Source organism: Streptomyces yongxingensis (genome assembly GCF_055597465.1).
In genome coordinates, this window is the sequence record NZ_CM145717.1 from 10,398,235 (window position 1) to 10,416,951 (window position 18,717).

The 18,717-nt window shown below is 72.0% G+C and carries 18 protein-coding genes, 1 tRNA gene and 1 pseudogene; 12 read left to right on the forward strand and 8 right to left on the reverse strand.

The window, feature by feature from the left end; translation table 11 throughout:
* Window positions 1-134 precede the first annotated feature (134 nt).
* Complete coding sequence (locus ACZ6TD_RS43935; RefSeq protein ID WP_471347274.1) at window positions 135-932, forward strand: prephenate dehydrogenase; 798 nt, start codon at window positions 135-137, stop codon at window positions 930-932.
* A gap of 8 nt (window positions 933-940) precedes the next feature.
* Here ACZ6TD_RS43935 and ACZ6TD_RS43940 read toward each other — a convergent pair whose 3' ends face one another.
* Both ACZ6TD_RS43940 and ACZ6TD_RS43945 read right to left on the reverse strand, forming a co-directional pair.
* Entirely contained in the window at window positions 941-1,633 is a 693-nt protein-coding gene (locus ACZ6TD_RS43940; protein WP_471347276.1) for a response regulator, read from the reverse strand.
* Window positions 1,630-3,315 (reverse strand): sensor histidine kinase, encoded by a 1,686-nt coding sequence (locus ACZ6TD_RS43945; RefSeq protein ID WP_471347277.1) that lies wholly within the window; start codon window positions 3,313-3,315, stop codon window positions 1,630-1,632. Before ACZ6TD_RS43945 ends, ACZ6TD_RS43940 begins: the two co-directional genes overlap by 4 nt.
* A 240-nt stretch (window positions 3,316-3,555) precedes the next feature.
* Between ACZ6TD_RS43945 and ACZ6TD_RS43950 the strand changes: the two genes are divergently transcribed.
* The 4 genes from ACZ6TD_RS43950 (at window position 3,556) to ACZ6TD_RS43965 (ending at window position 7,234) form a co-directional block, all read left to right on the forward strand.
* Window positions 3,556-4,368, forward strand: coding sequence for an ABC transporter ATP-binding protein (locus ACZ6TD_RS43950; protein WP_471347279.1), 813 nt, complete (start codon window positions 3,556-3,558; stop codon window positions 4,366-4,368).
* Window positions 4,361-5,236, forward strand: a complete 876-nt coding sequence (locus tag ACZ6TD_RS43955) for an ABC transporter permease (RefSeq protein WP_471347281.1) — start codon at window positions 4,361-4,363, stop codon at window positions 5,234-5,236. The genes ACZ6TD_RS43950 and ACZ6TD_RS43955 overlap by 8 nt, the downstream gene beginning before the upstream one ends.
* 82 nt (window positions 5,237-5,318) lie before the next feature.
* Window positions 5,319-6,350, forward strand: coding sequence for an ABC transporter substrate-binding protein (locus tag ACZ6TD_RS43960; protein ID WP_471347282.1), 1,032 nt, complete (start codon window positions 5,319-5,321; stop codon window positions 6,348-6,350).
* Between the two features lie 338 nt (window positions 6,351-6,688).
* On the forward strand, window positions 6,689-7,234 hold the full coding sequence (locus tag ACZ6TD_RS43965; RefSeq protein ID WP_471347284.1) for a hypothetical protein: 546 nt from the start codon (window positions 6,689-6,691) through the stop codon (window positions 7,232-7,234).
* A 73-nt stretch (window positions 7,235-7,307) separates the two neighbouring features.
* On the opposite strand, the gene ACZ6TD_RS43970 is transcribed toward ACZ6TD_RS43965, so the two are convergent.
* Together ACZ6TD_RS43970 and ACZ6TD_RS43975 are read right to left on the reverse strand one after the other, a co-directional pair.
* Window positions 7,308-8,261 carry a PucR family transcriptional regulator gene (locus tag ACZ6TD_RS43970; RefSeq protein WP_471347285.1) on the reverse strand — a complete coding sequence of 318 codons (954 nt, stop codon included), beginning with the start codon at window positions 8,259-8,261 and terminating at the stop codon, window positions 7,308-7,310.
* 424 nt (window positions 8,262-8,685) lie between these two features.
* Window positions 8,686-9,795 (reverse strand): MGDG synthase family glycosyltransferase, encoded by a 1,110-nt coding sequence (locus ACZ6TD_RS43975; RefSeq protein ID WP_471347288.1) that lies wholly within the window; start codon window positions 9,793-9,795, stop codon window positions 8,686-8,688.
* A 135-nt stretch (window positions 9,796-9,930) separates the two neighbouring features.
* Here ACZ6TD_RS43975 and ACZ6TD_RS43980 point away from each other — a divergent pair, with 135 nt between their 5' ends.
* From ACZ6TD_RS43980 to ACZ6TD_RS43990, 3 genes are read left to right on the forward strand one after another with little or no spacing between them, the layout of a single operon-like run.
* Complete coding sequence (locus tag ACZ6TD_RS43980; RefSeq protein WP_471347290.1) at window positions 9,931-10,749, forward strand: SDR family NAD(P)-dependent oxidoreductase; 819 nt, start codon at window positions 9,931-9,933, stop codon at window positions 10,747-10,749.
* Window positions 10,750-10,755: 6 nt separating this feature from the next.
* Window positions 10,756-11,712, forward strand: a complete 957-nt coding sequence (locus ACZ6TD_RS43985; RefSeq protein ID WP_471347292.1) for a DMT family transporter — start codon at window positions 10,756-10,758, stop codon at window positions 11,710-11,712.
* The gene (locus ACZ6TD_RS43990; protein WP_471347293.1) at window positions 11,709-12,440 is read left to right on the forward strand and encodes a polysaccharide deacetylase family protein; all 732 of its coding nucleotides are present in this window, start codon (window positions 11,709-11,711) and stop codon (window positions 12,438-12,440) included. The genes ACZ6TD_RS43985 and ACZ6TD_RS43990 overlap by 4 nt, the downstream gene beginning before the upstream one ends.
* A gap of 2 nt (window positions 12,441-12,442) precedes the next feature.
* On the opposite strand, the gene ACZ6TD_RS43995 is transcribed toward ACZ6TD_RS43990, so the two are convergent.
* Complete coding sequence (locus ACZ6TD_RS43995) at window positions 12,443-13,912, reverse strand: class II fumarate hydratase (RefSeq protein WP_471347294.1); 1,470 nt, start codon at window positions 13,910-13,912, stop codon at window positions 12,443-12,445.
* Window positions 13,913-14,080: 168 nt separating this feature from the next.
* Here ACZ6TD_RS43995 and ACZ6TD_RS44000 point away from each other — a divergent pair.
* Window positions 14,081-14,164: transfer RNA gene (locus tag ACZ6TD_RS44000), tRNA-Ile, on the forward strand.
* Window positions 14,165-14,334: 170 nt separating this feature from the next.
* On the opposite strand, the pseudogene ACZ6TD_RS44005 reads toward ACZ6TD_RS44000, so the two are convergent.
* Both ACZ6TD_RS44005 and ACZ6TD_RS44010 read right to left on the reverse strand, forming a co-directional pair.
* Window positions 14,335-14,634: pseudogene (locus tag ACZ6TD_RS44005) on the reverse strand (AAA family ATPase); the annotation flags it as partial.
* A 26-nt stretch (window positions 14,635-14,660) separates the two neighbouring features.
* Window positions 14,661-15,257, reverse strand: a complete 597-nt coding sequence (locus tag ACZ6TD_RS44010) for a TetR/AcrR family transcriptional regulator (protein WP_471347296.1) — start codon at window positions 15,255-15,257, stop codon at window positions 14,661-14,663.
* Window positions 15,258-15,344: 87 nt separating this feature from the next.
* Between ACZ6TD_RS44010 and ACZ6TD_RS44015 the strand changes: the two genes are divergently transcribed.
* Window positions 15,345-16,079, forward strand: a complete 735-nt coding sequence (locus tag ACZ6TD_RS44015; protein WP_471347298.1) for an SDR family NAD(P)-dependent oxidoreductase — start codon at window positions 15,345-15,347, stop codon at window positions 16,077-16,079.
* Between the two features lie 95 nt (window positions 16,080-16,174).
* Here the strand turns inward: ACZ6TD_RS44015 and ACZ6TD_RS44020 are convergent, their stop codons facing one another.
* On the reverse strand, window positions 16,175-17,125 hold the full coding sequence (locus tag ACZ6TD_RS44020) for an anti-sigma factor RsbA family regulatory protein (RefSeq protein WP_471347300.1): 951 nt from the start codon (window positions 17,123-17,125) through the stop codon (window positions 16,175-16,177).
* Between the two features lie 152 nt (window positions 17,126-17,277).
* Between ACZ6TD_RS44020 and ACZ6TD_RS44025 the strand changes: the two genes are divergently transcribed.
* Window positions 17,278-18,159, forward strand: coding sequence for an alpha/beta fold hydrolase (locus ACZ6TD_RS44025; protein ID WP_471347301.1), 882 nt, complete (start codon window positions 17,278-17,280; stop codon window positions 18,157-18,159).
* A 221-nt stretch (window positions 18,160-18,380) separates the two neighbouring features.
* A complete protein-coding gene (locus ACZ6TD_RS44030; protein ID WP_086881829.1) occupies window positions 18,381-18,704 on the forward strand; it encodes a hypothetical protein in 324 nt (107 codons plus the stop codon).
* Window positions 18,705-18,717 lie beyond the last annotated feature (13 nt).

The following is an 18,717-nucleotide window of genomic DNA, read 5'->3' on the forward strand; positions in this document are numbered from 1 at the left end:
AGTTGGCCTCTCATGGGGTGCTGAGACATGTGTGGTTGTTTTGCGTAGTGGCACACAGGGCACCGCACACCACTGACAGCAGGCATAATCGCTGCTGCGATGGGCGCAGACGCCCAGAAAGGGGACGAAGTGAAGTGAACGCGTTGAGCGCGGACAGCAGTGTCGGTTCCACCATCGAGGTACTGGAGGCCGAACTCCCTCAGCTGCAGAAGCAACAGGAGACACTCAAGGGTGATTTGGAGGCCGTCACCAAGCGGCTGGAGGCGGTCAGCACCGCCCTGAGCAGCCTTCAGGCGCTCTCCACCTCCGCGGTGCCCGAGCAGGGCGGCAACGGAGCCACGGTGGCGGAGCCCGCGGCCCAGGCCACCGAGGCCCAGCCGGCCGCGGAGTCGGCCACCGAGGCCACGGCCGAGGCCGCCGAGCCGGAGTCCGCCGAGGACACGGCCGCCACCGGCCGTACCTCCGCCGCCACCCGCAAGGCAGCCATCGGCCGTCAGCGCAGTGGCGGCAAGGCGGGCAAGGCGCCGGCCACCGGACGGGCCACCAAGGCGACGGCCAAGAAGACCGCCGCCAAGAAGACCGCCACGAAGGCCGCGGCGAAGGCCCCCAAGTCCGCCAAGGCCACGGTGAAGGCCACCAAGGCCACGGCCAAGACCGCCAAGTCTGCCAAGGCCGCGGAGAAGCCGGCGGAGAAGGCCACCAAGGAGACGGCCACCACCTCCGAGCGCTCCACCGGGCTCGCCGACAGCGTGCTGACCGCGCTGCGCAAGGCCGGCCGCCCCATGCGGGCCTCCGAGGTCAACGAGGCCCTGGGCCGCGAGGAGTCCCGCACCAATGTGAACTCGGTGCGCAACACGCTCGAGCGGCTGCGCTCCTCGGACCGGGCCCAGCGCTCCGGCCGTGGCCTGTACGAGGCCACGGCCACCAGCTGAGGGTGCCGTCAGTTCACCGCCACCCATGCGTAGCGGTGTTCGGGACGTCCGGTGTCCCCGTACTTGAGCGTGAGGCTGATACGGCCCGCATGCTCGAGGTACTTCAGATAGCGCTGGGCCGTGGAGCGGCTGATGCCGGTGCGCTCCGCCACTTCATGGGCGGAGAGCGGGTGGTCGGCCTGGTCCAGGACCCGGCGTATGAGGTCGACGGTGGGCGCGGAGTGGCCCTTGGGGAGGGCCGGGCCGGAGGTGTCGGCGGCCGCGAAGGCGCCGAAGATCCGGTCCACCCTCTCCTGGCCGGTCTCGCCGCGCCCGCCGACGCCCTCGAGGGTGCGGCGCAGCGCCGCGTAGCCGTCCAGCTTGGCCCGCAGTCCGGCGAAGCTGAACGGCTTGACCAGGTACTGGAGTGCGCCATGGCGCATGGCGGCCTGCACGGTGGCCACATCACACGCCGCCGTCACCATGATGACGTCGGCGTGGTGGCCGAGCTGGCGCATCCGCCGCACCAGTGTCAGCCCGGTCTCGTCCGGCAGGTAGTGGTCGAGCAGGACGAGGTCGACCTGAGTGCGTTCGAGGGTCGCGAGGGCCTGGGCGGCGGTATGGGCGCGGGCGGTGACCCGGTAGCCGGGCACCTGGGCCACATACGCAGCGTTGATCTCGGCGACGTGGAAGTCGTCGTCCACGACAAGAACGTCGATCATCGTGACTCTCCTGCTGCGGTGAACTCATGAGTGGGTGTGTCGTCCCCGGTGAGGGCCTCGGGCAGGACGACGGTGAACACCGCCCCGCCACCCGCCCGGGCGGTGACCCGGGCCATTCCTCCGTACCGCTCGGCCAGCCGCCGTACCAGGGCCAGTCCGATGCCCCGGCCGCGCGGCGACACCGCGGCGGACCCGTCGTGGGCATCGGGGCCGTCCGGGGAGCCTGGATGGGCGGGCCGTTTGGTGGACCAGCCCTCGGTGAAGATCTGTTCGCGCATCCCCGGCGGCACCCCCGGACCGGTGTCGCTCACCCGCAGCACGGCGGTCGTGCCCTCGGCCCTCAGCTCGACCTCGATGGACGGGGTGGGCGAGGGGTGTCCGGCCACCGCGTCCAGCGCGTTGTCGATGAGGTTGCCGAGCACGGTCACCAGATCGCGCGGATCGACCACCCGACCCGGCAGCAGCGTCGCGGGGGAGATGCGCAGGGCGACCCCGCGCTCGGCCACGATGGCCGACTTGCCGACCAGCAGCGCCGACAGCATCGGATCGTGCACCCGTTCGGAGATCTGCTCGGCCGAGGCGCGCCGGGCGTTGGTCAGCTCGGCCACGAACTGTGCCGCCCGCTCGTGCAGTCCGAGCTCCAGCAGCCCCAGCAGGGTGTGCAGCCGGTTGGCGTGTTCGTGGTCCTGGGCGCGCAGCGCGTCCAGCAGCCCGCGGGTGCTGTCCAGCTCGCGGCCCAGCAACTCCAGCTCGGTGCGGTCGCGCAGCGTCGCCACCGCCCCGCCGTCCTTGGTCGGCATGCGGTTGGCCACCAGCACCCGGCCGCCGCTGACGGTCAGCAGATCCGCCCCGTCCACCCGCCCCGCCAGCACATCGGTGGTACGGCCCGGCGGCAGTGACTCCTCCAGAGTGCGTCCGGTGGCGTCCGGGTGGATCCCCAGCAGCCGTCCCGCCTCGTCGTTGACCAGGCGGATCCGGCCCTGCCGGTCGAAGGCCACCACCCCTTCGCGGATGCCGTGCAGCATCGCCTCCCGCTCGTCGAGCAGCGCCGAGATGTCCGCGAACGCCACACCGTGGGTGCGGCGGCGCAGTTGGCGTGAGACGGCGATCGCCGCGAGGACACCCACCGCGAGCGCCGCCCCCGCGTACAGCAAGAGCCGGGGCACCGCCGCCAGAAGCTGGTCGCGCACGCTGCCGTAGCCGATGCCCACCGACACCGCCCCGATGATCCGTCCGTCCCTGGCCCGCAGCGGCACCTTGGCGCGGGCCGAGCGGCCGAGCGTCCCCACGTCGATCTGCAGGACCTCCCGGCCGGAGAGCGCCTCGCGCGGATCGGTGGAGACGTGCTCGCCGATCCGGGCGGTGGTGGTGTGCGACCAGCGCACCCCACGGGAGTCCATCACCACGATGTACAGCGCCCCGGTGGACCGGCGGATCCGCTCGGCCGCCCGCTGCACCGGACCCGACGGGGTGGGCTTCGTGGCGGCGAGGTCCCGGGCGATGTCCGGATCGGCGGCGGTGGTCTGGGCGATGGCGAGCGCCTGGTGCATCGCCTGGTTGTCGATCTCGGAGCTCAGCGGGGCCAGGAACAGCGCGGTCGCCAGCACCATCACCCCGGCGGTGATGGACAGCTGCGCGGCGAGCACCTGACCGGAGACACGCCGGGGCCCTCGGATACGCATGATGGGCCCCCTGTCTCCCGTCTCGAGGTCCCGTGTGGTCCCGTACGCGAGCGGTAGTACTTCGTCCGTTTATGGTGCTGTGAAGGCACGGTAAAGGCGCCCGGGGCGTATGCCCAGTCTCCGTAGCGTTTTCGTTGCGCGGGCGCGAGCAAAACGAGCAGAACGCGGTTTGTGAGCGCAAGGGCGCGTTGTGCTCACAAGACTGCCGCTGTGGCGCGGGTCACTCCTACCCTCCCGGCCATGAGCAGCCACACCAGCCCCGCCATCGAGCTGCGGGGAACGAGCAAGGCGTTCCGGACTCCGTCCGGGGCCCTCCACACCGCGGTCAGGGACCTGGACCTGACCGTCGGGCACGGTGAGTTCGTCGCCGTCGTCGGGCCCACCGGCTGCGGCAAGTCCACGACACTGACGCTGGTCAGCGGGTTGGAGGAGCCCACCGAGGGCGATGTGCTGGTGGCCGGTGAACCGGTCTCCGGCATCGCCTCCAACGTCGGCTTCGTCTTCCAGCAGGACGCGGTGTTCCCCTGGCGCAGCGTGCTGTCGAACGTGATGGCCGGCCCGCGCTTCCGCGGTGTGCCCAAGGCGGAGGCGAAGGAGCGGGCCCGTGAGTGGCTGGCCCGGGTCGGTCTCTCCTCCTTCGAGGACCGCTATCCGCACCAGCTCTCGGGCGGGCAGCGCAAGCGCGTGGCGCTCGCGTCGACCTTCGTCAACGACCCCGAGATCCTGCTCATGGACGAGCCGTTCTCGGCGCTCGACGTACAGACCCGCGCGCTGATGTCGGACGAACTCCTGGAGCTGTGGGCGGGGACGGGCGCGTGCGTCGTCTTCGTCACCCACGACCTGGAGGAGTCCATCGCCCTGGCCGACAAGGTCGTGGTGATGACGGCCGGACCGGCCACCGTCAAGGAGGTCTTCGAGATCGACCTGCCCCGGCCCCGCAAGGTGGAGTCGGTGCGGCTGGAGCCGCGGTTCGTGGAGATCTACCGGGAGATCTGGTCCTCGCTCGGCGAAGAGGTCCGCATCACCCGTGAGAGGGGTGCCGTCGATGCCTGAGACCATCTCCGCCACGGCCGCCCCCGCCGTCGGCAAGACACCCGGTACGGACCGCTCCAGGGCCCGGGCGCGCGCCGCCCGCAACCGCGCCATCCTCGTCCAGAGCACCCGCGCCCTGGTGCTCCTCGGTGTCATCGGGCTGTGGGAGTGGCTGGCCCGCGCCTCCGTCATCGACCCCTTCAACTTCTCGATGCCCTCGAAGATCTGGGAGCAGCTCAAGCAGTGGGCGCTGCACGGCACCGCGCAGGGCTCGCTGTGGGAACAGATCTGGTACACGCTCTACGAGGCGCTCCTGGGCTGGGGCATCGGCGTCGTGGCCGGTGTGGTCCTGGGGATCGCGTTCGGCCGGATCGCCTTCCTCGCCGATGTGCTCGGCCCGTACATCAAGGTGCTCAACGCGCTGCCGCGGATCGTCCTCGCGCCCATCTTCCTCATCTGGTTCGGCCTCGGTCCGGCCTCGAAGGTCGCCTCGGCCGTCGTCCTGGTCTTCTTCCCCGTCTTCTTCAACGCCTTCCAGGGCGCCCGGGAGGTCGACCGCAACCTGGTGGCCAACTCCCGGATCCTCGGCGCGAGCAACCGCCAGGTCACCCTCCAGGTGGTGATCCCCTCCGCCACCTCATGGATCTTCACCAGCCTCCATGTCAGCTTCGGCTTCGCCCTCATCGGCGCCATCGTCGGCGAGTACATCGGCGCCACCAAGGGGCTCGGCCTGCTGGTGTCCTCCTCGCAGGGCACCTTCAACGCCGCCGGTGTGTACGCCGCCATGGTGATCCTCGCCGTGGTGGCCCTGCTCGCCGAGGGGCTGCTGACCTTCCTGGAGAAGCGGCTCTTCCGCTGGAAGCCCGCCCAGCCCGGCGAGGACCGCTGAGCCCCGTCTCCTTCTTCCCGGCTCCCACTGAGCCCCCGCCTCCCTTCTCCCCGCACATCACCGCTCACAAGGACGTGACCTCATGCGCAGCAGTGCCAAGTTCTCCGCGGCCGCGGTCGCCGCGGCGCTCGCTCTGACCACCCTCACCGCCTGCGGCGGCGACTCCAGCGCCTCCGGTGGCGAGGACGGCAAGGTCAAGATCATGGTGGGTGGCCTGGACAAGGTCATCTACATGCCCGCGATGCTCACCCAGCGGCTCGGCTACTTCAAGGCGGAGGGCCTCAAGGTCCAACTCCTCACCGAGCCCGCCGGGGTGCAGGCCACCACCTCGCTGGTGGCGGGCGATGTCCAGGGTGTCGTCGGCTTCTACGACCACACCCTCGATCTCCAGGTCAAGGGCAAGCAGGTGGAGTCCGTCGTCCAGCTCGCCCAGGCCCCCGGTGAGGTCGAGGTGGTCTCCAACAAGGCGGCGGGCGAGCTGAAGTCGCCCAAGGACTTCAAGGGCAAGAAGCTCGGCGTCACCGGTCTGGGCTCCTCCACGGACTTCCTGACCAAGTACCTCGCGGTCGACAGCGGCGTGAAGACCAGCGAGTTCACCCCGGTGGCGGTCGGCGCCGGCCAGACCTTCATCTCGGCCCTCAAGCAGGGCTCCATCCAGGGCGGTATGACCACCGATCCGACGGTCGCCCAGATCGTGGAGCAGAAGATCGGCAAGGTCCTGATCGACATGCGCACACCCGAGGGCTCCAAGCAGGCGCTCGGCGGTCTGTACCCCTCCTCCTCGCTGTACATGAACACCGACTGGGTGAACGGCCACAAGGACACGGTGCAGAAGCTGGCCAACGCCTTCGTGAAGACCCTGAAGTGGATGTCCACCCACTCGGCCGAGGACATCGCCGCCAAGATGCCGAGCGACTACGCGCAGGGCGGCGCCAAGCTCTACGCGGAGGCCATCAAGAGCACCCTGCCGATGTTCACCAAGGACGGGGTGATGCCGGCGGACGGCCCGGCGACCGTCGAGCGCGTCCTCAAGGCGTTCAACCCCAATCTGAAGAACGCCACGGTGGATCTGAAGAAGACCTACACCACCGAGTTCGTCAAGAAGGCCGGCTAGGAGGTGGCCGGCGGATCGTGACGCCCGCGCCGCTCCCCTCCCCGCCCGTTCCCGCAGCGTCGATATGCGGCTCCGCCGCGTGGGGGGGGCATCCGCCCCTGACCCCGGGTCCAGGGGCGGAGCCCCTGATAGCGGGGAGGGGAGAGCATCGACATGCGGCGCCGCCGCGTGGTCCGCCGGACACCTCGTGGGTCCCGTGGCCGATTGCGCGGATTGACAGTCCCGCGCCCGTGGCGGGCGGGTGTTTTCTCCCTGGTTCACGAAGACGTGCCGGGTGGCCGGGCGGAAGGCTGTGCGGCGTCACTCAACTCCGCATCCCTTCCGAGGAGGAACACCGCATGACCCGACACGGAAGCAGACGCGTCACCGCGCTGCTGGCCTGTACCGCGGCCCTCACCGGTGCCGCCCTCAGCACCGGTGGGGCCGCTCAGGCGGCGACCCCGGCGAAGGCGCCGACGGCGACCACCTGCACCGACCCCAAGACCGGCGTCCCGCTCACCGCCACGATCGAGGGGGACAAGAACGCCAATGCCATCTGGGGCACACCGGGCAGCGTCGTCAACGCCTTCTCGGGGGACGACTGGGTCTTCTCCGACCTGATCAGCACCTCCGCCGTGGTCTGCCTCGGCGACGGCTCGGACAACTTCAACCCCAGCGACCCGACCAATGTGTCGGTGGGGACGTACTTCGGCGTGAGCGGCCAGAACGGCAACGACAACATCACGGGGGGCACCGGCAACGACTACCTCTTCGGCGACAGCCCCGACAACGCGTCCCACTCCGGCAACGACACGCTGATCGGCGGCCCCGGCTACGACGTGGCCAACGGCGGCCCGGGGATCGACCGGTGTGACGCCGAAGTCGAGATCAACTGCGAGCTCTGAGGACGCGCGTCGGGGCGCCTCGTAGGCCGCCGGGGGAGTCCCGGGCGGCCTACCTCCCCTCAGCGCGCCGGGCTCATGCCGTCCAGGCGCCGGAAGCGGCCCTGGCGACCACGGTGCTCAGGATGCGTACGCCACGCGTGGATCCGGGGTCGAGCTCGGTGAGCCGGCGCACCCGCTGGAGACGGTAGTCCAGGGTCCGCGGATGGATGTTCAGTGCGGCGGCGGTGTTCCTGCGGTGCATGTCGTGGGCGTAGTACGTCTCCAGGGTGGCGAGCAGCTCGGGTCCCCGGGCGAGGGTCCGGGCCACGCCGGACAGCCAGGTGTCGATGTCGCGGTCCTCGGCGACGGCCAGTTCGACGAAGACATCGGCCAGGGTGTGCAGGCGGCGGGGCACGGGCTGGAGCGGAGCCGCCAGGCTGATGCGCCGGGCGCGGGCGTACGCATCGGCCAGCGCACGCACGCGGCCCGTACCGGTGCCGACCGCGCAGGGCCGCGCCACCGCCTCGCCCGCGTCGCGGACGAAGGCGAGCGCCCGGTCCAGCGCCGACCGGTCGCGGCCTGGCCGGGCCGTATCAGGAGCGTGGTCCTGGTCGGCGGGCACCAGGGCCACCAGCTCCTCCGCCCGGGGCCAGGCGATCGGCATTCGGTGATGGGTCAGGAGGGCTTCGACGACCCCCTCCCGCCCTGCGGCGGCCGGGGCGGGACGGCCGGGTACGCGGACGACCACCACCTCGTACGACGGGGCCAGGCTCATGCCGACGGCGCCAGCGGCTCCCGGGGCCAGGGTGTCGTCGGCGAGGAGGGCCGTGGTGAGGGCGCCCACCCGGGCGACGAAGGGCAGGCGGCGCTTCTGCTCCGCCGCATGGCCGCGGGTGTAGGCGTCGATGCCGCGGGTGCCCTGCGTGGTGAACCAGACCATGACCCGCATCAGCTCATCGGTGTTCTCCGGGCCGGACGCCTCCTGGATCTCCCGGAGCATGAGGTTGGTGTGCAGACCGAGGACCCGCCGCCGGGACGCGGCGGACATCCCCGTCCTGGCCCGCGAGGCGCCCATCGACGCGATGCGTTCGAGGTCCTCCTGGGTGAGGGGGGTTCCCTCGGGGGCTAATTCCAGGGTGCGGCGTCTGAGCCAGACCGCGTAGTCCAGCGCCTCGGCTCGTCGCCGGCCGTCGTGCTCCACGAACCGGTACTCGGGGATCTCCTGTCCGTAGACCTCCACTTCGTGGCGCGCGTCGGCCAGGGTGCGCCGGGCCAGCTCGGCGAAGAGATGACTTCCCATCGGGCGGTGCCTCCGTCAGTCGTTCGGGAACTCCCGCGGGACCGCACGGGGACAACTCGCGCATGGGGTTCGGTGCTCCACGCGGCGTTCCCGAAGTCGGATGGGTCGGGGCCGATCATGCCACCACTCGCCGTCGGCCGGTCGGCACGGACGGCATCGCGTGCGCGGAAATTCACCTCGCGGCCGTTCGGGCGACCGCGTCGGTCAGCCGGACGGCGGCGTCGTCGGCGAACAGCCGGTGGCCCGCCGCGACACGGCGATCCCGCCACGCGGAGGGCTCGGTGAGCCCATCGAGCAGCCGCACCAGCTCCCACGAGTCCCGCGCGTGGTCCGAGAGCCCCAGCGCCGCCATCCGCCGGACGCCCTCGCGACCATGGCCCGGAATGGGGCGGTAGCCGATCACGGGCACCCCGGTGGCCAGCGCCTCCAGCGCGGTCTGACCGGCCGCGTTGTCCACCACGGCCCGTACGGCGGCCAGCAGACCCGGCATGTCCGGCTCCCAGCCGAGGGCCGCCACTCCCGGGCGGCGCGACAGCTCGGCCCGCAGCCGCTCGTCCCGGCCGCACAGCACCACCGGCAGATACCCCGCCCCGGACACCAGCCGCGCGGTGTCCGCCACGCGTGTGCCCGCGCCCCACGCGCCCACGGACAGCAGCACCGGCGGCCTCCTGGGCCCGAGCGCGCCCAGGTGCCGCCGCCACCGCGCCGCCCCCCGTGCCGGGCCGAAGAAGCGCGACGCCACCACCGGTCCGGTGACCACCGACGGGCGGCCCAGCGCCCGGCGTACCGTGTCCGCGGCGTCCGGGGTGACACACAGATGCAGATCGTTGCCCGGGTGCAGCCACTGGCGGTGCACCGCGAAATCCGTCACCACGACCGCGCTGGGCACCCCCAGGGCCCCGCGCGCCCGCAGCCTGCCGGTGAGCTGAGCGGCCAGATGGAACACCGGGACGACGACATCCGGCCGCTCCCGCTCCACCAGGGCCAGCAGCCGGTCCTCGGCGAGCGCGGCCAGCGGGGCGCTGCCCGGCCGGGGGCCCCTGCCGGGGCGGAAGAACGCCCGGTAGATGCCCTCGTACACCACCGGGGCGCGGCGGATGGTCGTCCGATAGAAGGAACGCAGCCCCGCCCCGATCCGGTGCGGCAGCAACTCCAGCACATCCACCCGGCCTGCCCCCTGACCCCGGTCCTCCAGCCTGCGGACCAGCTCGGCGGCGACCGCGTCATGTCCGGCTCCCATCCCGGCGCTGACAACGAGAAAGCGTGCCGACGGCGGGTGCATGACCACCTCCGATGGTGCGAGGGGCGGCTCCTCATGGCTCACTGGAGGTATCCGCTCCGCATGCCGTCAAACCGCGCGCTCGACGGCCGGTGACCCAGGACCAGCGGCCGGTCGGCGGCGAGACAGGGAGATGCCATGATCCGCCCCCTCCCGGACACCCCCCTGGATCGCGGCCATGTGCGGGACACCGGGCATCCGGCAGCCACCGGGACGAGGGTCGCGCTGGTGACCGGGGCCTCCTCGGGCATCGGGGCCGCCATCGCCGACCGGATCGCGGCCGAGGGCGGGTGGCGGCTGCTGGTCAGCGGCCGCCACCGGGAACGGCTCGACCGAGTGGCCGCCAGGACATCGGCCCTCGCCCTCCCCGTCGACCTGGCCGCGCCGGAGGGCCCGGAGGCGCTTGTCCAGGACGCCCTCCGTGCCGCCGGACGGGTGGATCTGCTGGTCGCGGGGGCGGGTGTGGGCTGGGCGGGCCCCTTCGCCACCATGCCGCCCGCCGCCATCGACCAGGTGGTCCGCGTGGATCTGCTCGCCGCGATGCGCCTGGTGCGCATGGTCGTCCCCCGGATGGAGGCCGAGCGGCGCGGACACATCGTGCTGATCGGCTCGGTGGCCGGGACCGTCGGGGTGCGGGGCGAGGCGGTGTACTCCGCGGCCAAGGCGGCGCTCGGCGTCTTCGCCGACGCCCTGCGCCACGAGCTGAGCCGGGCCGGTGTGCGTGTCACCCATGTGGTCCCCGGCGTGGTGGACACTCCGTTCTTCGCCCGGCGCGGCGCCCCGTACACCCGCCGACTGCCCCGCCCGCTGCCGCCCGAGCGGATCGCCGACGCGGTCTGGGACGCCGTCGAGCGCGGGCGGGACGAGGTGTACGTACCGGCCTGGTTGCGGCTGCCCGCGGTGGTCCGGGCCCTGGCCCCCCGGCTGTACCACCGGTTGGCCACCCGCTTCGGGTGACCCCCGGTGAGCGCCCTGACCGTCGTGCTGGCCCTGCTGTCCGCCCTGGGCAACGGCGCGGCCTCGGTACTGCAGCGGCGGGCCGCGATGGACCAGGCCCGGGAGGAGCGGGGCGACGGCGGGCCGATGCGGAACCTGCTGCGGCTGGCGCGGCTGCTGCGCCGCCCGTTCTGGCTGGCCGGCCTCGCCGCGATGGTGGCATCGGCGGTGGCGCAGGTGGGCGCGCTGGCGGTCGGGCGGCTCTCGGTGGTCCAGCCGCTGCTGGTCAGCGAGCTGCTGTTCACCCTGGTGGTCGGCAGTCTGGTGTTCCGCCACCGCCCGGACGGCCGGACCTGGCTGTCGTTCGTGATGCTCGCCGCCGGGCTCGCGCTCTTCCTGGTGGCGGCCGCCCCCTCCAGCGGCTCGCCCACGGCGCTGGGCGGCCGCTGGATGCCCGTGGGCGTGGTGGTGGCCATCGCCGCGGGCGCCCTGATCGCGGTGGCCCGGGTGCTGCGCGGGGCCGCACGCGCCGCCGCCCTCGGCAGCGCCACTGCCGCCTGCTTCGCCTGCACGGCGGCGCTGATCAAGGAGCTGACCGGGCGGTTCGCCGGTGGGGTGGTCGCGGTCCTCACCGACTGGCCGCTGTACGCGGTGTGCGCCGTGGGACTGTTGAGCTTCCTGCTGCTGCAGAGCACCCTGCGCGCGGGCACCCTGGCCGCCTCACAGCCCGCGCTCACCCTCGGCGACGCCCTGGTCAGCATCGCGCTGGGCTGGGTGCTGTTCGGCGAGCGCACCGAGCTGGGGCTGCGCATCGTGCCCGAAGTGGCCGGAATCCTGCTGATGGCGGCCGGCATCGTGGGCCTGACCCGCTCGCCCGCCATGTGCGGCGGCTGGGACCAGGCCGTCCCCGGACCGCCGCGGAACACCGGGACACCGCTGCCCGGCGGGCGGAGCAGCCCCGGCGGCGGCGAGGGAACACCATGAGCGTGCGCCACCGCTCCGGTGTCCTGGTGCGCAACGCCGCGCTGCTCGCGGCGGCCGCGCATATCGCCCCCGCCGGTACCTGGCTGCCCGGGCCCCGGCGCGCCCTCTTTCCCGCCCTGGCGGGCCGCGGACGGCGCGACCACGTGGCCCTCACCTTCGACGACGGACCCGATCCGCGCACCACCCCGCGCTTCCTCCAGGTGCTCGACGAGCTCGGTGTCCGTGCCACCTTCTTCGTCCTGGGGGACGGCGTGACGCGCTTCCCGCGCACCACGCTGGAGATCGTCCGCCGTGGCCATGAACTCGCCGTCCACGGCTGGACCCACAGCCGCCCCTGGCTGCCCACGGTGTCCAGGGACGCCCACGAGGTGGCCGGGGCCGCCCGTGCGATCCGGCTGGCCACCGGCGCGGTGCCGCGGTGGTACCGGCCGCCGTACGGCATCCTCACCGGCGGCCGGTGGCTGGCGGCGGCACGGGCCGGGCTCACCCCCGTCCTCTGGTCGGCCTGGGGGCGCGACTGGACCGAGGACGCCACTGCGGGGTCGGTGGCCGCCGCCGTACGGCGCGATCTGCGCGGCGGGGCCACCGTTCTGCTGCACGACACCGACCGCGCCGCGGCCACGGGCTGCTGGCGCGCCACGCTGGCCGCGCTGCCCGCGGTGGTGGCGGAGTGCCGGGCCGCGGGTCTGGAGGTGGGGCCGCTGGCCGAGCACGGGATACGCCGATGAGCTCAGCCGTCGCGCAGGCGGGCCATCTTCCGGGGGTCCACGATCCGGTCGAAGTCCTCGGCGCCGATGTGGCCGCTGGCGATGGCCGCCTCGCGCAGGGTCGTTCCCTCGGCCGCGGCCTTACGGGCGATCTCGGCGGCCCTGTCGTGGCCGATCCGCGGGGACAGCGCGGTGACCAGCATTAGCGAGCGGGCCAGATACTCGTCGATCCGCTCGCGGTTCAGCTCGATGCCCTCGACGCAGTACGCGCGCAGCTTCTCGCAGGCGTCGGCGAGGATGCGCGCGGAGTGCAGGAAGTCGCTGATGACCAGCGGCCGTGCCGCGTTGAGCTGGAAGTTCCCCCGGGTGCCCGCGTGTGCCACGGCGCCGTCGTCGGAGAGCACCTGGGTGCACACCATCATCATGGCCTCGCACTGGGTCGGATTGACCTTGCCGGGCATGCTGGAGCTGCCGGGCTCGTTCGCGGGCAGCGTCAGCTCCCCGATCCCGCCGTGCGGGCCGGAGGCGAGCCAGCGGATATCGTCGGCGATCTTCATCAAGGGGACGGCGAGGCCCCGCAACCCCGCGGAGGCGGCCACCATGGTGTCCACACCGCTCTGCGCCGCGAAGGAGTTGGACGCCACCTTGAACGGATGGCCGGTGGCCCCGGCGATCTCCCGCGCCACCGCCGGGCCGAAGCCCTCGGGGGCGCCCAGACCGGTGCCGACCGCCGTGCCACCGATGGCGAGCTGGTACAGATCCGGCAGGGTGGCCCGCAGCCGCTCCAGGGCGTCGGAGAGCTGGGCGGCGTAGCCGGACCACTCCTGCCCCACGGAGAGGGGGACCGCGTCCCGCAGATGGGTGCGGCCGGTCTTGACGATGTCGTACCAGGCGCGGGACTTGGCGGCGATGGCCTCCTGGAGCAGGCTGACCTGTGGCAGCAGCGGGTCGTGCAGGACGCGCACCGCGGCGATGTGCATGGCCGTGGGGAAGGTGTCGTTGGAGGACTGGCCCAGATTGACGTGGTCGTTGGGGTGCACCGGCTCCTTGCTGCCCAGGACGCCGCCGACCAGCTGGATCGCCCGATTGCTGATGACCTCGTTGACGTTCATATGGGTCTGGGTGCCGGAGCCGGCCTGCCACACATACAGCGGGAAGTGGTCGTCCAGCGCGCCGGAGACCACCTCGTCGGCCACATGCGCGATCAGATCCGCCTGCCACCCGGCCAGCCGCCCCTCCCGGCCGTTGACCAGCGCGGCGGCCTTCTTCACATAGCCGTACGCGTGGTAGACCGCCTTGGGCACGCGGTCGTCACCGATCGCGAAGTGGACCAGGGCCCGCTGGGTCTGGGCGCCCCAGTACCGGTCGGCCGGGACCTCGACGCTCCCCAGCGCGTCCGTCTCCCGTCGGGTGCCGGTGGCGTCGATGCGGGTGGGCAGGTCCCGCACCCTCGGGGTGCCCTGGGCGTCCCGGCGCCGGTGGGGCGTGTTCATCGCGCGCTCTCCCAGACGGATGGCAGCCCATCCATACGCACACTCCGCATCACGGCTGTTGCCCTCCCCGCCAGTGTCGCTCCGCACCGGCCCGGCCGCATCCGGCACCGACGCTGCCCGCCAGGCCGGCAGCCATGACCGGCACGGCCCGGGCCCCACCCCGGCGCGGAGGCGGCATCGGGCAGCGAGCGGGAAGCCGGACACGGCGGACTCATAATCCGTCGGCCGTGGGTTCGAGTCCCACCCGCCTCACCGCCCCACTACGCGCTATGGCAAGCCCGTGGTCCGCTACGAGCGACCGTCGTCATCGCGTCACGTCGCAGCTCCGGTCCACGGCGGCCAGCAGGCCGGTCTCCAGGGCTGGTGAAGTGGCCACGACAGGTGTGGCGGTGATGGTCACGGTAGGCGTGGTCACCGCCGTCTCACGCCGGTTGCCAGATCCGGGCGAGCGTCGAGGCGGTGAGAAGCTGCTCGGGGTCCCCCTGTCCGACCAGGTGACCGTCGTGGAGCAGGAGGCAGGCGTCGGCCGAGCGTGCGGCTTCCAGGTCGTGGGTGGCCTGGACGACGGTCACTCCGTCGGTGACCAGCTCCGTCAGCAGCGTCGCGATCCGCTCTCGTGCCTCGGGGTCGAGTCCCGTGGTGGGCTCGTCCAGCAACAGGAGGTCCGACTCCTGGGCGAGCCCTTGGGCGATGAGGGCGCGCTGCCGGGCGTTCGCGGATACGGATGATCCGGTGGGTGTGAAGAAGCTCAGTGAGCGGGGCGGGGCAGTACGGCAAGGGCTGTCCGGGCTATATCGGTCAGCGTCTCCTCGCTCGCTCCGGCCTTGCCCAGCGCTTCAATGCCGCGCAGTACGGCGAGCACCAGCGCGGCCAGCTTTCCCGGATCCGCGTCCGCGGCAAGATCGCCATTGCGCTGACAGGCTGCGATGTCGTCCTCCAGTAGCGCCCGCAGCGCCTCGATGGCCGCGCGCGCCCGCTTGGCCACCGTCTCGTCGTGTTCGGCCAGCTCGGCGGCGCCCTTGGCCAACAGACATCCGCGGCGGGCGGTGTCCGCGGCAGTCGCCGCCGCCACCGCGTACACGTGGGCGGACAGCCGCGCGTAGGCGTCCGCGTCGTTGCCGCGCAGCTGCCGGCTCACAGCATCGACGACGGAGCCGCAGTAATCGTCGAACACGCGGTGGAACAGTTCCTGCTTTCCGCCGAAGGCGCCGTACAGGCTGCCTTTGCCGAGCCCGGTTGCCTCGGCGATGTCTTCCATACGCGTGGCGGCGTACCCACCCGACCAGAACCGCTCCCGGGCAGTGTCCAGTACCTGCTGCTCGTCGAACTTCCTAGGTCGTGCCATGGGGACAGCTTAGCCATTCTTGACTGGTTCGTCCATAACGGTTAGCGTTATGGACGAACCAGTCAAGAATTGAGGAGTGGGCGCGTTATGACGGAAGTACTCGCAGGCAAGGTGGCGGTGGTCACCGGAGCCAACAGCGGCATTGGGCTTGCCATCGCCAGGCGGTTCGCCGCGGAGGGGGCACGGGTGTTCCTGGCCGGTCGCCGTCAGGAGCCGCTCGACGCGGCCGTCGCTGAGATCGGGCCGGCGGCCACCGGTGTGCGGACCGACGTTTCGGTACAGACGGACCTCGATGACCTTTACTCGGTCGTGCGCGAGGAGGCGGGCCGCATCGACGTGCTTGTCGCCAACGCCGGCAGCGCTGTCCCTCAGCGTCTCGGTGAGATCACAGAGGAAGCCATCGACGCCACCTTCGGTACGAACGTGAAGGGCACGATCTTCACCGTGCAGAAGGCGCTGCCCCTGCTGTCGGACGGCGCCTCGATCGTCGTGACAGGATCGACCACCGTCCTCCGCCCCGGACCGAGCCTGGAGATCTACGGCGCATCGAAGGCAGCGGTGCGCAACCTGGTGCGCAGCTGGGCGCTCAGCGCGCAGGAACGGAAGTTCCGGGTGAACGTGCTGAGCCCCGGCCCGACCGAGACCCCGGGCCTGGTCGGCGCCGTAGGCCCGGACCTCCACCAGTTCGCCTCGGAGGTGCCGCTCGGCAGGATCGGCCGCCCGGATGAGATCGCCGCCGTGGCGACGTTCCTGGCCTCGGACGCTTCCAGCTTCGTCAACGGCGCCGAATGGTTCGTCGACGGAGGCCAGGCGCAGGTCTGACCGCGCCCCTCCCCGGCCGGGCGTGGCGTCGCCCGCCTCAAGTCCTGGCGGATCTTCCACCCGGGTCGTGCGTGTGCGGGCGGGCCGACGCGGCGTCAGATCCGGGTGCGCAGCCGGATCAGGGTGCCGTCCGCGTCGGCCTGCATCTGCACCACGTCGCACAGCATGCGGACACCCCACAGTCCGAACCCGGGCTCGGAGTCGGCCGGCGGGGTGAAGCCCCACAGCGCGTCCGGGTACCAGTGGCCGGGCCCGGAGATCTCGCAGACCAGATCGCCGTCGTGGACCCAGGTGCTCAGTCGCGCCGGGGCATCGCCGTGCCGGATCGCGGTGATGGACACCTCGCTCACGGCCGCGATCATGTTGCGCAGCGCGTCATGCCCCATGCCGTGCCGGCTCGCCCGCTCGGCCACGAAGGTGCGCACGGCGTCCAGATCGGTCGAGACGATCGACACGGACTCGGCCGTCCGCGGGGCGGACGGCAGGGGGCGCCGGTCGCAGGTGGCGCTGAACGGGCCGGGGTCGGTGTAGGCGTCGCTCTTCTCCGGCCCGTGGCCGTCGATGATCTCGGGGTGGGTCTGGCGCGCGTAGGCGAGGATCTCGGGGTGCAGCAGACGCCGGTCGTAGCAGCAGATGGCGCGGGCGCCGGAGTGGGCGAAGGCCGCGTTGACGATCGACTCGTAGCGCGCCCACTCCACCACCTCGAGCGGGGTGCGGCCCTGCCACACCGGTTCGGCGATCACCCGGACCCGGCGCGGCTTCTCGGCCTTCACGAAGGAGTCATAGGCGGCGATGGTCTTGACCGGGTGCTGGTACCAGCTGAGCGCCTCCTCGAACTGCACCGCCTTGGCGTCCTGCCCGAGCGCGTCCCGCAGCGCGTCGATGTTGGAGGTGGCCGCGACGACGGCCACGGCGTCGTCCGCCTCCAGGCCCTCGCGGAGGAACGGGACGCAGACGTCGACCACTTCCTCCTCGTCGCGGTAGAGGAATCCGCGGTGCATCATCGCATCGCGGTGGTCCGCGACGGGGCTGCTCGGGCTGGTCATCGGGCCTCCCTGGGGCTCGGCCGGCGAAAACACGCGGTGCGTCATCGAATTTCCGGACGGTATCGCGCAGTCTGCCACTTCCCGGGCCCGGCGCGCAGCCCGTTCCGGCCATACATGGACGGCGTCCTGACGGTGCATTAGCATCCTCGGGCGTGACAGAGCTGAAGAACATCAACGCAAATGGACTTGATTTCGGGTATTTCGAAGCGGGCCCGGCCGACGCCCCATTGGCGCTCTGCTTGCACGGCTTCCCGGACTCCGCGCACTCCTGGCGTCATCTGCTTCCCGAGCTGGCGGACGCGGGCTACCACGCCGTAGCGCCCTTCATGAGGGGCTACGCGCCCAGCGGCATCCCCGCCGACGGCGCCTACCAGGCGGGGGCGATCGCCGCGGACGCCAACGCGCTCCACGAGGCGTTCGGCGGCGACGGCGACGCCGTGCTCATCGGCCACGACTGGGGCGCCATCGCCGCGTACGGCGCCACCGGCAGCGCCCCCGAGCGCTGGCGGCGCGCGGTCACGATGTCGGTGCCCCCGCTGGGCGGGGTGCTGGCCGACTTCTTCAACTATGACTACGGCCAGTTCAAGCGCTCCTTCTACATCTTCCTGTTCCAGACGCCGCTGGCCGAGGCCGGCGCGGCGGCGCACGACATGGCCCTGATCGACGGCCTGTGGCGCGACTGGTCGCCCGGGTACAAGGACGCCGCCGAGGACATCGCGCACGTCAAGGAGAGCCTGCGGGACCCGGCCCACCTCGCCGCCGCGATCGGCTACTACCGGGCGCTGTTCGACCCGTCGCGCCATGTGGCGGCGTACGCGGCCGAGCAGGAGGCCGTCACCCGGACCGGAGAGGTCCCCATCCTCTATCTGCACGGCACCGACGACGGCTGCATCGGCGCCGATGTGGTCCAGGGGGCCGGGGACCACCTGCCCGCGGGCTCGCGGATGGAACTGGTCGACGGCACCGGGCACTTCCTCCACCTGGAGCGGCCCGAGCGGATCAACCGCGAGGTCCTGGCCTGGCTCGCCGAGTGACCGGGCGGCCCCGGGCCCACGCCATGCCGCCATATGGTGTGTGACCAGGGCCTTTTCTCACGCGGAACGCGATGCGGCCGCGGCGGTACCCCGACCGGGGCGGACCCGGTCGAGCCGCCGCGGCCGCCGCTTTACCGCCGGTATACCGCCGCTGATCCGCCCTCTTCCATGCTGGACGCATCGCTACAGCCGCCCGGTAGGGACGCGTCTGGAGAGGACCTGTGAACGTCGACCAGCAGCATCAGCCTCATGTCGAGGACGAACCCCTCTACGCCTGGAGCACCTTCCAGCTCTGCGGCGGGGTGGAGGGGTCCGGCCCGAGCGGCACCTGCCGGGCCGAACGCACCGCCCGTGCCTGTCTCGAAGCGGCACTCCAGGCCACCGCGGCCCACTCCGGCGCGTACTCCTGGGGCCAGCTCAGCCGGGTGTCCGCGGATGTCGACCTGCCCTTCCATCTGTGGGCGCGGGATCCGGTCGCCTGGGCCGAACCGGGGCCGAGGAAGACGGTCACGTGGCGTCCGGGCGCGGCTCCGCACCCGCAGTGATCCGCAAGCCGTC

What these genes read in the sequence shown, in the direction of transcription:
- ACZ6TD_RS43980 (WP_471347290.1), top strand. Translation starts at nt 9,931, where the DNA reads ATGATCCGCCCCCTCCCGGACACCCCCCTGGATCGCGGCCATGTGCGG.
- ACZ6TD_RS43950 (WP_471347279.1), top strand. Translation starts at nt 3,556, where the DNA reads ATGAGCAGCCACACCAGCCCCGCCATCGAGCTGCGGGGAACGAGCAAG.
- ACZ6TD_RS44010 (WP_471347296.1), bottom strand. Translation starts at nt 15,257, where the DNA reads ATGGCACGACCTAGGAAGTTCGACGAGCAGCAGGTACTGGACACTGCC.
- ACZ6TD_RS44020 (WP_471347300.1), bottom strand. Translation starts at nt 17,125, where the DNA reads ATGACCAGCCCGAGCAGCCCCGTCGCGGACCACCGCGATGCGATGATG.
- ACZ6TD_RS43970 (WP_471347285.1), bottom strand. Translation starts at nt 8,261, where the DNA reads ATGTCCGCCGCGTCCCGGCGGCGGGTCCTCGGTCTGCACACCAACCTC.
- ACZ6TD_RS43955 (WP_471347281.1), top strand. Translation starts at nt 4,361, where the DNA reads ATGCCTGAGACCATCTCCGCCACGGCCGCCCCCGCCGTCGGCAAGACA.
- ACZ6TD_RS43960 (WP_471347282.1), top strand. Translation starts at nt 5,319, where the DNA reads ATGCGCAGCAGTGCCAAGTTCTCCGCGGCCGCGGTCGCCGCGGCGCTC.
- ACZ6TD_RS43990 (WP_471347293.1), top strand. Translation starts at nt 11,709, where the DNA reads ATGAGCGTGCGCCACCGCTCCGGTGTCCTGGTGCGCAACGCCGCGCTG.
- ACZ6TD_RS43940 (WP_471347276.1), bottom strand. Translation starts at nt 1,633, where the DNA reads ATGATCGACGTTCTTGTCGTGGACGACGACTTCCACGTCGCCGAGATC.
- ACZ6TD_RS44015 (WP_471347298.1), top strand. Translation starts at nt 15,345, where the DNA reads ATGACGGAAGTACTCGCAGGCAAGGTGGCGGTGGTCACCGGAGCCAAC.
- ACZ6TD_RS43965 (WP_471347284.1), top strand. Translation starts at nt 6,689, where the DNA reads ATGACCCGACACGGAAGCAGACGCGTCACCGCGCTGCTGGCCTGTACC.
- ACZ6TD_RS43975 (WP_471347288.1), bottom strand. Translation starts at nt 9,795, where the DNA reads ATGCACCCGCCGTCGGCACGCTTTCTCGTTGTCAGCGCCGGGATGGGA.
- ACZ6TD_RS43995 (WP_471347294.1), bottom strand. Translation starts at nt 13,912, where the DNA reads ATGAACACGCCCCACCGGCGCCGGGACGCCCAGGGCACCCCGAGGGTG.
- ACZ6TD_RS43945 (WP_471347277.1), bottom strand. Translation starts at nt 3,315, where the DNA reads ATGCGTATCCGAGGGCCCCGGCGTGTCTCCGGTCAGGTGCTCGCCGCG.